The sequence below is a fragment of the Marinicauda algicola genome, from assembly GCF_017161425.1.
GTDB classification, from domain to species: Bacteria; Pseudomonadota; Alphaproteobacteria; order Caulobacterales; family Maricaulaceae; genus Marinicauda; species Marinicauda algicola.
Window position 1 is genome coordinate 2130198 of the sequence record NZ_CP071057.1, and the last position, 14050, is coordinate 2144247.

General features: G+C 68.1%; 14 protein-coding genes and 1 tRNA gene. 9 read left to right on the plus strand and 6 right to left on the minus strand.

Going from position 1 to position 14050, the window contains the following annotated elements:
- Positions 1-4: 4 nt before the first annotated feature.
- The 6 genes from JW792_RS10555 to JW792_RS10580 all read left to right on the plus strand — a co-directional run bounded on the left by JW792_RS10555 (position 5) and on the right by JW792_RS10580 (position 7664).
- Positions 5-949, plus strand: a complete 945-nt coding sequence (locus JW792_RS10555) for a homoserine kinase (protein ID WP_135995881.1) — start codon at positions 5-7, stop codon at positions 947-949.
- Positions 946-2247 (plus strand): threonine synthase, encoded by a 1302-nt coding sequence (gene thrC, locus JW792_RS10560; RefSeq protein ID WP_135995880.1) that lies wholly within the window; start codon positions 946-948, stop codon positions 2245-2247. Before JW792_RS10555 ends, thrC begins: the two co-directional genes overlap by 4 nt.
- Complete coding sequence (gene ilvD / locus JW792_RS10565) at positions 2244-3935, plus strand: dihydroxy-acid dehydratase (protein ID WP_420871274.1); 1692 nt, start codon at positions 2244-2246, stop codon at positions 3933-3935. Before thrC ends, ilvD begins: the two co-directional genes overlap by 4 nt.
- The gene (gene proB, locus JW792_RS10570; protein WP_135995878.1) at positions 3935-4786 is read left to right on the plus strand and encodes a glutamate 5-kinase; all 852 of its coding nucleotides are present in this window, start codon (positions 3935-3937) and stop codon (positions 4784-4786) included. The genes ilvD and proB overlap by 1 nt, the downstream gene beginning before the upstream one ends.
- A 723-nt stretch (positions 4787-5509) precedes the next feature.
- Positions 5510-6877, plus strand: a complete 1368-nt coding sequence (locus tag JW792_RS10575; RefSeq protein ID WP_135995877.1) for an ammonium transporter family protein — start codon at positions 5510-5512, stop codon at positions 6875-6877.
- 94 nt (positions 6878-6971) lie between these two features.
- Positions 6972-7664: a TorF family putative porin gene (locus JW792_RS10580; protein ID WP_135995876.1), complete on the plus strand. Its 693-nt coding sequence runs from the start codon at positions 6972-6974 to the stop codon at positions 7662-7664.
- A 333-nt stretch (positions 7665-7997) separates the two neighbouring features.
- Here the strand turns inward: JW792_RS10580 and JW792_RS10585 are convergent, their stop codons facing one another.
- Both JW792_RS10585 and JW792_RS10590 read right to left on the minus strand, forming a co-directional pair.
- Positions 7998-8570: a hypothetical protein gene (locus JW792_RS10585; protein WP_135995875.1), complete on the minus strand. Its 573-nt coding sequence runs from the start codon at positions 8568-8570 to the stop codon at positions 7998-8000.
- Positions 8567-9091 carry an EF-hand domain-containing protein gene (locus JW792_RS10590; protein WP_158291594.1) on the minus strand — a complete coding sequence of 175 codons (525 nt, stop codon included), beginning with the start codon at positions 9089-9091 and terminating at the stop codon, positions 8567-8569. The genes JW792_RS10585 and JW792_RS10590 overlap by 4 nt, the downstream gene beginning before the upstream one ends.
- Positions 9092-9273: 182 nt before the next feature.
- Between JW792_RS10590 and JW792_RS10595 the strand changes: the two genes are divergently transcribed.
- On the plus strand, positions 9274-9999 hold the full coding sequence (locus JW792_RS10595) for a response regulator (protein WP_135995931.1): 726 nt from the start codon (positions 9274-9276) through the stop codon (positions 9997-9999).
- Positions 9996-11357 (plus strand): sensor histidine kinase, encoded by a 1362-nt coding sequence (locus tag JW792_RS10600; protein WP_135995873.1) that lies wholly within the window; start codon positions 9996-9998, stop codon positions 11355-11357. The genes JW792_RS10595 and JW792_RS10600 overlap by 4 nt, the downstream gene beginning before the upstream one ends.
- Here JW792_RS10600 and JW792_RS10605 read toward each other — a convergent pair.
- From JW792_RS10605 to JW792_RS10620, 4 genes are all read right to left on the minus strand, one after another.
- Entirely contained in the window at positions 11326-12126 is an 801-nt protein-coding gene (locus JW792_RS10605) for a sterol desaturase family protein (protein ID WP_135995872.1), read from the minus strand. The two genes, JW792_RS10600 and JW792_RS10605, sit on opposite strands and share 32 nt — an antisense overlap.
- A gap of 60 nt (positions 12127-12186) precedes the next feature.
- Positions 12187-12663 carry an EF-hand domain-containing protein gene (locus JW792_RS10610; RefSeq protein WP_135995871.1) on the minus strand — a complete coding sequence of 159 codons (477 nt, stop codon included), beginning with the start codon at positions 12661-12663 and terminating at the stop codon, positions 12187-12189.
- A gap of 32 nt (positions 12664-12695) precedes the next feature.
- Positions 12696-13160, minus strand: coding sequence for an EF-hand domain-containing protein (locus JW792_RS10615; RefSeq protein ID WP_135995870.1), 465 nt, complete (start codon positions 13158-13160; stop codon positions 12696-12698).
- A 273-nt stretch (positions 13161-13433) separates the two neighbouring features.
- A tRNA-Ser gene (locus tag JW792_RS10620) sits at positions 13434-13523 on the minus strand.
- 186 nt (positions 13524-13709) lie between these two features.
- On the opposite strand from JW792_RS10620, the gene JW792_RS10625 reads away from it, so the two are divergent.
- The gene (locus JW792_RS10625; protein ID WP_135995869.1) at positions 13710-14048 is read left to right on the plus strand and encodes a hypothetical protein; all 339 of its coding nucleotides are present in this window, start codon (positions 13710-13712) and stop codon (positions 14046-14048) included.
- Positions 14049-14050: the final 2 nt, after the last annotated feature.

The following is a 14050-nucleotide window of genomic DNA, read 5'->3' on the forward strand; positions in this document are numbered from 1 at the left end:
GACAATGATGCAGGCCCGAGCCAGCGCCCCGGCGAGTATCGGCAATGTAGCCGTGGGCTTCGATGTCCTTGGCCAGGCGTTCGACGCGGTGCGCGACACCGTCACCGCAACCCGCGAAGACGCGCCGGGCGTGAGGCTGGGCACTGTGACCGGCCTGGTCGCCACGCTGCCCGCCGAGCCCGGCCGCAATACCGCGCTCGCCGCCGCGCAGGCCCTGCTGAATGCGGCCGGAGCCCGGTTTGGCGTCCGCCTGTCGATCCAGAAAGGCGTGCCGCTGAGCGCGGGTATGGGCGGATCTGCCTCCTCGGCCGTGGCCGCCGCCGCTGCGGTCAATGCCCTGCTGGACCCCCCGTTCGCAACACAGGACCTGCTCGGCTTCGCGCTCGAGGGCGAGCGCGCCTCGGCCGATCCCCCACCCTGGGACAATGTCATGGCGAGCCTTCTTGGCGGGCTCGTCATCGCGGCCCGCACCGAGCCCGCCCTGGTGCAGCGCATGCCCGTTCCGAAAGGCCTCGTCGCGGTGCTGCTCCATCCCGATGCCCGCATCGAGACGCGCCATGCGCGCGGTGTCCTGAAACCCAGCGTCGCGATGAACATCGCCGTCGAACACGCCCGAGCGATCAGCGCGTTCACGCTGGGCTGCGCCACCAATGACCGCGCTCTGATCCGGGCCGGCATGGAGGACCGGCTGGTCGAGCCGCAGCGTCGTTTCCTCTTGCCCGAGCTTGCCGCGGTAAAACGCGCCGCAGTCGGTGCCGGAGCGCTGGGTTGTTCGTTTTCCGGTTCCGGTCCCTCGGTTTTTGCGTGGACCGAAGCGGGCGATGCCGACAGGGTACAGGCCGCGATGGGCTCGGCGTTCACCGCCGCGGGCCGCGCCTTCACGCCCTATCGCGCCGCGCTCGACAGCCCGGGCGTTCGGCTCGAGCCGATCGAGGAGGTGGTGGCGTGAAGTTCGTATCGACGCGAGGAGGATGCAGCCCCGCCTCGCTCAGCGACGCGATCCGTGCCGGACAGGCGCCCGATGGCGGGCTTTATATGCCCGAACGGATGCCCGAAGACCCGCTGGGCGGTCTTGCCGGCGAGGCCGGGCTGGTCAATGTCGCGGAGCGTCTGCTCGCACCCTTCTTCGCCGGAGACCGGCTGGAGGCGGAACTCGCCGACCTCTGCTCGCAGGCGTATGACTTCGATGTCCCGCTTTCGCGGCCCGATCCGGCACGCGGCGGGCTTCACGTGCTTGAGCTGTTTCACGGCCCGACCGGCGCATTCAAGGATTTCGGCGCCCGCTTCCTGATGGCCTGTCTCGATCTTCTGGCCGAACCAGGAGCCCCGCTTACCGTACTCGCGGCGACCTCCGGGGATACGGGGGGCGCGGCGGGCGGCGCGGCGCAGGGCCGGCCCGGCGTGCGTGCGGTGATCCTGTTCGCCAAGGACCGCGTTTCCCCGTTCCAGCGTCATCAACTGACCTGCTGGGACGAGCCTGTAGCCGCGCTCGAGATCGAGGGCGATTTCGACGCCTGCCAGGCCCTGGTCAAGCAAGCCTTCGCCGACCGGGCCCTGAGCCAGCGCCACCGGCTGACGAGCGCGAACTCGATCAACCTGGCAAGATTATTGCCCCAGAGCGCCTATCTGGCCTGGGCCGCGCGGCGGGTTTTCGCAGAGACCGGCATGGCGCCGGGCCTGATCCTTCCCACCGGCAATCTCGGCCACGGCGTGGCGGCCCTGTTCGCGCGTGCCATGGGCGCGCCGCTCGGACCCCTGATCCTGGCCACCAACGCCAATGCGACGCTCTCCGACTGGATGGCCACGGGCGCGTATCGCCCGCGCGCCTCGGTGCAGACTCTGGCCAACGCGATGGATGTCGGCGCGCCGAGCAATTTCGAACGGCTGACCCGTTTCGCCCCGCATGGACGCCAGGTGCGCGTCGAACGCGTCGACGACGACGCGATCAGGGCGCGTATCAGAGCTGATTTCGAACGCTTCGGCCAGGTCTGGTGCCCCCACTCGGCTACCGCGGCCGAGGCGCATGCCCGCCTCTCGCCGCGCGAGCGCGAGACCCGGCCTTGGATTCTCGCCGCCACCGCTCACCCCTTCAAGTTTGCAGAAACGGTCGAGCCGCTCATCGGCCGGGCGGTCGAGCCAAGCCCCGCGCTTGCGGCAATCGCCGACCGGACGAGCCGGGCGTTCACCTGCCCGGCCGATCTCGACGCCCTGGCCGGCTATCTCGACACACTGACGGAGACTGTCTGATGGCGAACACGACTCGTCCCTCCCACGCCCTGATCCGCGGCAATGCCCGCGCCCCGGCGCGCGCCATGCTCCGTGCAGCGGGCTTCGACGACGCGGCCATGGCCCGCCCTATGGTCGCGGTGGTGAACACCTGGACCGACGTGACACCCTGTAACATGCATCTGCGCGGGCTCGCCGAGCACGCGCGGGACGGGATCGAGGAGGCGGGAGGCACGCCGGTCGAGTTCAACACGATCGTGGTCACCGACGGCATCGCCATGGGCACAGAGGGCATGCGCGCCTCGCTGATGAGCCGCGAGACGATCGCCGATTCCGCCGAGCTGGCCGTGCGCGGCCATAGCCTGGACGCGGTGCTCTTCCTGGTCGGATGCGACAAGACGCTGCCCGGAGCGGCGATGGCTGCGGCGCGGCTCAACCTGCCCAGCGTCATCCTCTATGGCGGGTCGATCATGCCGGGCCGGCGAGGACAGAGAGACCTGACCGTGCAGGATGTGTTCGAGGCCGTCGGGGCCTGCGCGGCCGGGCGGATTTCCCGGGACGAGCTCGCCGAGGTGGAAAAGGCCGCCTGTCCGGGGGCCGGCGCGTGCGGCGGCCAGTTCACCGCAAACACCATGGCTCTGGCGCTGACCGTGCTCGGCCTGTCGCCGATGGGTCTGAACGATGTGCCGGCGGTCCATCCGGGCAAGCCGGACGCCGCCAAGGCGGCCGGGCGCGCGGTGATGGCGGCGCTGCAGGCCGATTGCCGGCCGCGCGCCCTGATCACGGCGCAGGCGCTGAAGAACGCCGCGGCGGCCGTTACGGCGACGGCCGGATCGACCAATGCGGTGCTGCACCTGCTCGCCATCGCGCGCGAAGCCGGGGTCGCGGACAGCGAGTTCGACATCGACCAGTTCGACGCGATTTCGCGCGCCACGCCGGTGATCGCCGACCTCAAGCCGGGCGGGCGCTACATGGCCCCGGACATGAGCGCGGCCGGCGGTACGCGCCTGCTGGTCGAACGCATGCGCGAAGGCGGGCTTCTGGGCGACGCACCCACAGTCACCGGCAAATCGCTCTTCGAGGAAGCCGGCACGGCCGAGGAGGCGGCGGGCCAGGGCGTGATCCGCCCGCTCGACAGGCCGGTCAAGGCGCGCGGCGGATTCGGCGTGCTGTACGGCGATCTCGCGCCCGAAGGCTGCGTGGCCAAGCTGGCCGGCCACGACCGCCTCGCCTTCGAGGGACCGGCCCGCGTATTCGACAGCGAGGAGGCGGCCTTCGAGGCGATCACCCGGGGAAAGATCGAGAAGGGCGATGTCGTCGTGATCCGCCATGAAGGTCCCGCCGGCGGACCCGGCATGCGGGAAATGCTGGCCGTGACCGCGGCCATCCAGGGCGCCGGTCTCGGCGACGATGTCGCGCTGGTCACCGATGGGCGCTTCTCCGGGGCGACCTATGGCTTCATGGTCGGCCACATCGCACCCGAGGCCGCACGCGGCGGCCCGATCGCCTTCCTGCGGTCGGGCGACCGCGTGAGGATCGATGTCGAGGCCCGGCGCATCGACACCGATGCCGATCTCGCCGCGCGCGCCGCGGAGGGGTTCACCGCGCCGGCGCCGAAATACACCCACGGTGCGTACGCAAAATACGCCGCCCTGGTCGGTTCGGCCTCGCACGGCGCATTGACCTCCTTTCCGTTCGAGGTGCGGTGATGACGACACAGCCGCTGCGCGGCGCGCAGATGTTCCGGGCCGCGCTCGACCGGACCGCGCGTCTGGTGATCAAGATCGGGTCGAACCAGCTGGTCGATCCGGCAAACGGTCTGCCCAGAGCGAACATTTTCGAATCCCTTGCCGCCGATATCGCCGCTCTTCGCCAGCGTGGGGCAAAATGCGTTCTGGTCACCTCGGGCGCCGTGGCGTTCGGGCGACACAGGCTCGGCCTGCCGATGTGCCGCGCCCTGGCGCTCGACGAGAAGCAGGCCGCTGCCGCGGTGGGTCAGCTACTGCTGGCCGAGGCTTGGGCCCGCGCATTCTCGCAGCACGACATCCTGACCGGCCAGGCCCTGCTTTGTCCCGAGGACACCGAGCATCCCGTCCGGTTACGCAATGCGAGCAACACGTTCGAGCGATTGTTCCAGCTCGGCGTCCTGCCGCTCGTCAACGAGAACGATACCGTTGCCACCGAAGAGCTGCGGTATGGCGACAATGACTGTCTGGCCGCGCGGCTCACATCGCTGGTCCGCGCCGAGGGGCTGATCCTCCTGTCGGACATAGACGGGCTCTACACCAAGGATCCGTCGGTCTCACCCGACGCCAGCCCGATCGAGCACGTTCCATTTTCCGCGCTGGCCGGGCTGGATTGCGGCGGACCGCCCAGAGCCGGCGGGCCTGGCACCGGAGGGATGGCGAGCAAGCTCGATGCGGCACGAATCGCCGTGGCGTCAGGGTGCTGGGCCGTCATTGCGCGGGCCAGTGACCGGCCGCTCGGCGCGCCTCGCCAGACCATGCGCCTGACTTTCTTCGCACCCGATGCGGCGATCGCCAACGCGGGGCGCATCTAGCCTTTGCCAGCGGGGGGCGGCACCTCGCGCGCCTCGCCTCGTGCTGCGCGGCAATTTCCCGCCGCAAGATCGGCGCAAGACTGTTGTTGCAGCGCAACACATCTGCTGTCGATTAAGCATTTCAAGAACCGCCTGGACAGAGGCCAGCCCCGTCCCGGCCTCCTGTTCGCCATCAGCTGAAGTTGACAATATTGAATATAGATCCAGAAACTTAACCTACCAACGCGGAGCGCTCGACCCGCGCATTCATCATACCGACGACGGCGGCACGCCTTATTCGCAGGTGCAAAATTCTCCATTGCTGCAGGCTGCCGGGTATGGAAGCGTCCATTCGCGGCCCAACGGTCGTGTTTGGAAACTCTGGCAGCTTCGGCTGCCAGTTTTTTAATAGAAACAGCTACTTGCATATTGATTTCGTCCGAATGCGGCCTTTCTTCCTGTTCGGCAGGCTTGTCAAAAAATTGTTGCGACGCAGCATGATTCCTGCCTTACTTCGACTCAGAACACAGCGCGGCCTGAACCGCGCGTAGTCCGGACACGAGCTGACGGCCGTCTAACCGCGCAACGGAGACGGTCATGACACGACAGCCCCATCCAGGCCACCGAGCCCTCGGTGATCCGTCGGCTAGCCTCTCCCGCCCGCACACATCCAATGATCCCGGACGCAGTCAGGCAGCCTGCCGCAGGCCGCGAGACCGGGATGGCGAATCCCGGGAAACGATCATGAAACAGAGCCTCAACCTTGCGCCCGGCCGGCCCGGTTTGCGCACGCCCGCACTTCTGCGCGTCGGCGCCGTCTCGGCCGGTCTCGCCCTGCTCGCGGCGCCGGCCCATGCGGCCGTCACCGCCGAAGTCGCCTATGTGTTCAACACCCTGCTCTTCCTGATCGGGGGCTTCCTCGTGATGTGGATGGCGGCCGGGTTCGCCATGCTCGAAGCCGGTATGGTGCGCTCCAAGCATGCCGCGGTAATCTGTCTGAAGAATATCGGGCTCTACTCGATCGCCGGCCTGATGTTCTTCGCGGTCGGCTACAATCTCATGTACATGAACGTCGACGCCTCGGGCGGCTTCTTCGGCGTTGCCCTACCCTGGTCGCCGAGCGAGTTGGCCGGCGACGAGGCCATCGACCTGAGCACCGGCTATGCCAGCGCGTCCGACTGGTTCTTCCAGATGGTGTTCGTGGCCACGGCGGCCTCCATCGTGTCCGGGGCGGTGGCCGAGCGCGTGCGTATCGCGCCCTTCTTCATTTTCGTCGCGGTCCTGACCGGATTCATCTACCCCATCCAGGGCTCGTGGGAATGGGGCGCGGGCTGGCTGGATTCCCGGTTCGGCTTTTCCGACTTCGCCGGCTCGACCCTCGTCCACTCCACGGGAGGCTGGGCCGCACTTACCGGAGTGATGCTGCTGGGCGCGCGCACCGGACGCTTCGTGGATGGCAAGCCGGTACCGATGCATGGCTCCAGCCTGCCGCTGACCACGCTGGGCGTCTTCATACTCTGGTTCGGCTGGTTCGGGTTCAACGGCGCATCCCAGCTGGCGCTCGGCAGCGTGGCCGATGCCACGGCGGTCGCGCAGATCTTCGCCAATACCAACATGGCCGCGGCCGCCGGCGTGGTGACGGCCTACCTAGTCTCCATGGTGGTCAACAAGGGCAAGCCCAACCTCGTCATGACCCTGAACGGCGCCCTCGCCGGACTGGTGTCGATCACCGCAGAGCCGCTCACCCCGACCATTGCCCAAGCGATCGTCATCGGAGCGGTCGGCGCGGTGATCGCCACGTACGGAACCCTGCTGCTGGAGCGCCTGCGTCTCGACGACGTGGTCGGCGCCATTCCGGTCCACCTGTTCGCGGGTATCTGGGGCACGATGGTCGTGCCCGTCACCAACGAGTCCGCGAGCTATTTCGGTCAGCTGGCCGGCGTGGTGGCGACCGGAGGCTTCGTCTTCGCGGCAAGCTTCGCGGTCTGGCTCCTGTTGAAACTGACGATGGGGATCCGCCTCGACAGGGCCGGTGAAGCGGCGGGCGGCGATCTCAGCGAGCTGGGCCACCCGGCCTATCCCGAATTCGTCGCCCCGAAGCCGGCCGAATAGGCCACCTGCGGGCGCAAGCGCGAACGCCCGCTGCTCGTTTCTGCGCCTCCACCCCAACCACAACCTTGAAACCATTCATCAAAGGAGACTCAACATGGCCTTCAAGATCGCATTCTCAGCAGCCTTCATCACCGTATCCCTCGCCACCGCCGCCCACGGGCAGACTGCACCCTCGGTCGAGGGCAATGTCAGCCTCGTGTCAGACTATCGCTTCCGGGGGATCTCGCTCAGCGACGAGACGCTGGCCCTCCAGGGCGGCCTCGACGCGAGCTGGCAGAGCGGATTCTACGTCGGGGCCTGGGGTTCGAGCATCGAGCCGGTCGGAGGCTCCGAACTCGAACTCGATCTCTATGCCGGCTATGGCGGCGAGATCGCCGAGGGCGTCTCCTTCGATGCTGGCGTGCTGGTCTATACCTATCCCGGCCAGGACGATTCCGCCTACGTGGAGCCCTACGCCTCGGTCACCGCCATGACCGGTCCTGCGCAGTCGACCCTGGGCATCGCCTATGCACCCGAGCAGGACAATATCGGCGATGACGACAATCTTTACGTCTACTATGCCGGCGAAGTCCCGCTCACCGGCGCAATCGGCCTCAGCTTCGGTGCCGGATACGAGAAGGGCGCGTTCGGCGATCCGGACGGCGATGGCGACGACAAGCTCAACTGGACGCTGGGCCTCAGCCTCGCCGCTGCCGGCCTCGACTGGGGCCTGGCCTATGTCGACACGAGCGAGGATGTCGATACCGGGGACGCCCAGCTTGTCGTATCCGCAGGCCGGGCTTTCTGAACCCCGCGACAGCGCCGCATACGCAGGAGAGGAGCGCGCGCCATCGGCCGCGCTTCTTTTCGTCAGGAGCCTCTCAGAGCGGCGAGGAAGGCCTGATCGTCGACGTCACCCCCGATCTTGAAGACGACGCCCTGCGCCCTCTTCTAGTGGAGATCCGGCCGTCTTTATCGGGAAGCTTGCGGTGGTATCGGACAAGCGCGAACCGGTCTTCAGAGTCACGGCGCGTCGCCTCGGGCGGCCCGCAGCCGACGCCGCTCGGAAGGCGTCGCGCTCCATAGGTCTTTGGAGGCATTCTTGAAGAATTTCAGGCGCCGTGGAGCCGGGCCGCGCCGCTCAAGCGGTTTTCCTGTCACATCCTCCCTCGGCCTGCTCGCCGGCCGCGACGGCGATCTCGCAACGCCGAATATTGCGCCGGGTGAGCTGCTCGATCGTGTCCTGTCCAGGCGTGTCCAGACGATCCAGGGAGGCCTCATACGCCCTGATCGCGTGCCGGAAGGCGGCCGCGTCGCCATCGAGGTCGGCGATTTCCGCGTAGCTATGGGCCATGATCCTCAAAAGGCTTGCGATATCGGCCGCCGAAAGGGTCAAGATGCCGGACGCAAGCACGCTCCTTACACGCTCGATACACTCAAACAGCGCCTGCCGATCGAGATGCGCCGAGCCAAGCTCATAGAACATCGCCGCCTCGGATCCTCGGGCCGCCAGCTGGATATCGGCGTGCCCGGCCGAGCATGCGCGCTCGGCGATGCGGCGGTACCCCGTCTGGATGGTCCTCAGACGGACCGGATCATCGGCTTCGATCGCGGCCTGGACGGCCTGGTCGAGGGTTTGCTTGGCCCGAGCGAGCGCGGCCCGTTCGCGGGCGCGGCTCCAGTCGTCCAGTCGTGAGACGATGGCGGCGATCATCGGCGCGCCTCCCCGTCGAGGGCCGCGTTCAGCTCCGCCTCGGTCAGGCGGCAATCGGCGTCGCGATCGACCTGATCGAAGCGCACCAGCGGCGCCGCGGCCAGCTCCGGGCGCGTGATGCGGCCGTCCTGGTCCGCGTCGAGGCGGGCGAACGCGATCCGCGCCGAAAGCCAGTTGAACTCGCCGGCCGCCGCCGCGCGGAATTCTGCGGGCTCAAGGCTCGCGTCCGCGTTTCGATCCTGCGCCCACAAAAGCGTCTGGCGCGCCTCGCGCGCCTCGTCGCAGGTGATGACGCCGTCACCGTCGAGATCGGCCCGGGCCGACGACAGCTCGACCTGCGCCTGGGCCGGAACGGCCAGCGCCGCGCCCGTCAGGAAGCCGAGAACCAGGCATGCGATCGTGTACAGCGCCGCCAGGCGGGCGCTGGCGCGCTCGACCTCGAGGATCGACGCCGCGCGTCGATACGCGAAGGCGACGTGGTTGCCCGCCGCGCCTGGGCGAGCAAGGGTCTCAAGGCTCATCTCCAACTCCATTCACCACAACGCCGGTCCATCCGGCACGGTGGGAGTGAAGCAGGTCGAGTTTGCCGCAAATCGATCCGGAGGAGGTTTTTTATCGCCGTCGGTGACCGGCGCGCCCGCCCGTTACAAATCGTCAAAATTTCCCGGCTAGACAGGGCGAAGCGGGGGGACGCCATATCGTGATGATGGCCAGACCGAACATACTGATCGTCGATGACGACGCTGAGATCCGCCAGCTCGTGAGCGAGCTGGTGAAACGCCACGGCATGCAGGCGTTCCAGGCCCGCGACGTGGCTCAGGCCGACATGCTGTTCGACAGCGCGTCGATCGATCTGGTGATCCTCGACGTGATGATGCCGGGCGAGGACGGGACATCCTTCTGCCGCCGGCTCCGATCGCAATCGGGCGTGCCGATCATCATGCTCACCGCCCTTGGAGAAGAGGTGGACCGGATCGTCGGGCTGGAGATGGGCGCGGATGATTACCTGCCGAAGCCGTTCAGCCCGCGCGAACTCATGGCCCGCATCAAGAACATCCTGCGCCGCGCGCCGCCGGCGCTGCCGGGCGAGGCCCGGCGCCTGGTCAACAGTTACCGGTTCGAGGGACTGCAGCTCGATCCCGACGCGCGAACGCTGTTTCGCGCCGACGGCAGCGATGTGGGGCTGACCTCCGGGGAGTTCGCGCTCCTGCTCACCCTGGTGGAGCGCGCGCCGCGAGTCCTGAGCCGCGATCAGCTGCTCGATCTGACCCGCGGCGCGGCCGCCAATCCGTTCGACCGCAGCATCGACGCGCAGGTCAGCCGCCTGCGGCGCAAGCTGAAGGCCGAGACCGGCGACGTCGATTTCATCAAGACGGTGCGCAATATCGGCTACGCATTCTCCGCCAAGGTGGAAAGCCGCAAGACATGACCGGTGCGGCGAGGCTTGCGCGCGCGCCGGCATTCCATGTCGTGCTGGTTTCGGTGTCGGCGATCGCCTGGTTCGTGATCGGCGCCGCCCTGCTGTCCCAATTCCCGCTTGTCTTTCACCTTGTTCCCGGCGCGGTTGAAGAGACGACCGCCGACATCGCAGAGTTGGTCGAACTGATGGAGGCGATCCCGGCCGACGCGCGGCCGCTGGCCGCCCGGGCGTTCTCAAGTCCCACCCGCGACGCGCGTCTGGCGGACGGCTTCCCCGACCGGTCGGACGACGACCAGTCGATGGTCCGGATGCTGCGCGGCGCACGGCCCGGATCGCTTCTGTCGGCGCGGGAGATGCAGGTGCGCAGGGTCGAGTACCGTGAACTCCTGCCCCGCTCCCGTGAGGCGGACGGTCTGCGGGTGTTCGCGCTCGCCGCCAACGAATTGTCGATCCGCCTGAAGGATGGCGAAGTCCTCGTGATCTGGATCAGCCCGCTGGGCCTTGTGGGCGGCAGGGGCCTGCCGATGCTCGCCATCGCGGTCCTGGCGCTGCTTGTCTTCAGCGTGGCCGGCACGCTGGGATTCCGCTATGCGCTGGGAAGCCTTCGCAAGCTGGAGGCGTCCGCGGCGGGGTTTCAGCCGGGCAGAGGCGCAAGCGTGGTCGAGGAGGCCGGCCCGTCGCAGGTGCGCCAGCTGACCAAGGCGCTCAACGCCATGCAGCTGCGCATCGACCAGCTGACCCGGGAACGGTCCTTCCTAGTCGCCGGGGTGGCGCATGACATCCGCACCCATATCACCCGCATGCGCCTGCGGATCGATCAGCTCCGCTCGCCGAAGAAGGCGGCCCTCGAGACCGATCTCAGCCGGACCGAGCAGCTGCTCGACGATCTGATGGTCTACGCCCGCGCCGATCGCCATGACGGGGTCGCCGAACTCATCGATCTGGGCGAGCTGCTCGACGCGCTCGCCGCCGAACAGGCGTTCGACCTGCCGCGCTCGGGCTGCGGGGCCGGCTTCGTCATCGCCGCCGATCGCGCGGCGCTGGAGCGGGCGTTCTCCAATCTGATCAGCAACGCCTGGAAGTATGGCGAGGCCGCGCGTGTGCGCTGCAGGCGGGACGGCGCCGGTTTCGAAGTCAGCATCGAGGATGACGGCCCCGGTATACCCGAAGGCCATCTTCACCGCGTCATGGATCCGTTCTACCGGGTGGAACCGTCGCGAAACCCGGACACGGGCGGTACGGGTCTGGGCCTGACCATCGCGCGCGATCTCCTCTCCGCGCAGGGCGCAGCCCTGCGGCTCGAGAACCGGCTGGAGGGGGGCTTGCGCGCCGTGGTCACCTTCCCGCCGGAAAGCCGGATCGACTAGGCGCGTCACGCGTCTGCAGCGTCCGCGGCGGTTTGAACGTCCCGAACAGCCGATCCCAGATCAGCGTGTAGAGCCCGTAGTTCCCGCGATAGGTCCGGTGATGGTGATTGTGCACGGTGGCCGAGTTGAGGGCTCCAAGGATCGGGTGCGTCAGCCACCAGCGCGGGTACACCTCCACGCCCAGGTGGCCGATCACGTTCAGGACAACCGAGATGAACGTGAAGATCAGCACCATGGTGGCGCTGACCGGAACGATGCAGATCAGGAGCACCACGCCGGCGAGCTCCACGACCGCTTCAAGGGGATGGAAGCTGAAGGCCGCAAGAGGAGTGGGATTGGTCGAGCGGTGATGCACAGCGTGCACGCGCTCATATACGCCCGGCGCATGCATCAGCCGGTGAGCGGCGTAGAAGTACGCGTCGTGCCCGAAGAACAAGATCGCCAGCGCGACGAACTCCCACGCCAGGCCATGCTTGCCGAACTCGGGATAGAGCTTGAAGATCGGCCAGACCTGGTGGACGGCGATGAGCCCCGCCAGCACGACCGAGAAGATCATCAGCGAAACCACTGACCAGAAAAGCTCCCTGCGGATCTGCGCGCCGGAGATCGGGATCTTCTGCAGGCGGACCGGATCGACCCGGCGTCTGAAGAGCGCCAGCAGCGCCGTCGCCCCGCCTGCGATCAGCGTGTAGCGCAAGATCAGGGAGGCGAAGAGGACCGCCGGCAGCCAGATCGCGGGCAGTCCAACGAGAAACTCATGAGGGGTCATGGGAGTGCACCGTGTCGAAGAGACAGCGGCGGCGGCGCAAGGCGCCGCCGCCGCTCACGCTCATGGGGTCTGACGAAGCCGGCGGGCGGGGCGATCCTGGATCGCCGCAAGCTCCTCGGCCGAAAGCACCCCGTCGGCGTTCCGGTCGGCCCGGTCGAAGCCCGGCGTCGGCGTGGCCAGAAACTCCGCTTCGGAGATCAGGCCGTCGCCGTCGGCGTCAGCGGGAGGGCGCGAGCGCTCCCGGCCCTGCTCGAGGGCCGTCAGCGCCGCGCGGACGCGGGGATCGGGCGCCTGGCCCGGCCGTTGGGGCGACGGCGCGGCGGCGCAGTCGGACTCATCCAGAAAGCCGTCCGCGTTCTGGTCCATGCGGTCGAACGCCCGCGAGCGGGCGAGGTCGTACTCCTCACGCGTGACGGCGCCGTCGCCGTCGAGATCGGCCTGCGCCAGAAGCGCGTCGAGCCGCTCGCCGGAGGGCTGGACCGGCTGGGCGGAGGGCAGCAGCGCCAACGCCGCGAGTGCGGAGATCAGGGCGGACATGGTCAGCCTCCTCTTCGTGCTGGAGCCCGGGCTCAGAGCGGGGCGAGATTGCGCGCTTCGCCGCGATCCACGGCGCCGTCGCCATTGCGGTCGGCGGCGTCGAAAGCCGCGCTGGCGGCGCCCAGATAGGCCGACTGGCTGATGGTCCCGTCTTCGGCGAGCTGGTTGAAGCGGATGCGCACGCCCTCCTCGAACTCGGAGCGGTGCAGGGAGACGCCGCTGACCGGCTCGGGGAACTGGCGGACTTCGCCGCGGGTCAGCTCGCCGTCGCCGTTGCGGTCGGCGAGGTCGAACTCCTGGAGGCGGACGGACACGTACTCCGCCTCATCGATGGCGAGGCTGGAATCGGCATCGATATAGGCGAAGCGCGCTTCGGCGATCGCCATGAACGCGTCCTTGTTGGCGGCGCCGTCGCCGAGGGTCGGCGCGGAGCTTTGGGCCAGGGCTGCGGCCGGGGCCGCGAGGACCAGCGCGGCGGCGAGGGTGATCTTCAGCATTTCAAGTCTCCATCAAGACATTGGAGCACGAAGGCCTGTCCCCCGTGCATGATGGGACTTTCGGCTGCGGGATTGACCGAGAGTTCGGCGCAATTTGACGGTTTGTAACGGTCGCCAAGGAGAAGCAGGATCAGGGCTTCCTGCGGAAATGCCGTGTGGAATTGCCCGATCAGCCGGCCGCAGCTCTCGGCGCCGCCGGCGGTTTCAAAACAGGCGGCGAGGACGCTGCTATTCCGCGCCTCTCGGGACGGAGACGGACTTCCGGGAAAATCATGGCGGTGAGGGTGGGATTCGAACCCACGAGACGGTTGCCCGCCTACACGCGTTCCAGGCGTGCGCCTTCGACCACTCGGCCACCTCACCTCGCGAGGGGCGATACGTAATCGAACCTCGCGGCCAGTCAAGCAAGCAGAGCCGCACCCCGCGCGCCCGCGTGCAGGCGCGGGGCCGCGCGGGCGTCCGGCGAGGCCCGGCCGGGGGCTTGCCGGGTCCGGGCGCAGGCCCCTAAACTCGCCCCCGGTCCGGCACGCGGTGCTCCAGGAGTTGGCCATGGTCGTGGACACCGAAATCCCGCTTCGCAGGGGCGAGCCCGAAGGGCTGCGCCGCCTGATCCTAATCGTCTCCTTCATCCTCGGCCCGCTGACGGTGTTCGCCGTCTCCGAATACGTCACGGGCGGATATTATCTGCGCCTGCTCGCCTCGTTCGGCGCGCTGTCCTTCGACCCGCCCGGCGCCGGCCTCGTCGCGCTCGGGCGCAAGATGTTCACCGCCTTCCTCTGGCTGCCGAGCCTCTACATCGCGACCGGGGCCTCGTGCGCCTACGCCATCCTGACCCTGCTGGTCCTGAAGCCGGTCACCTGGTGGCGCGCGGCGCGGTCGAGGGCCTGAGC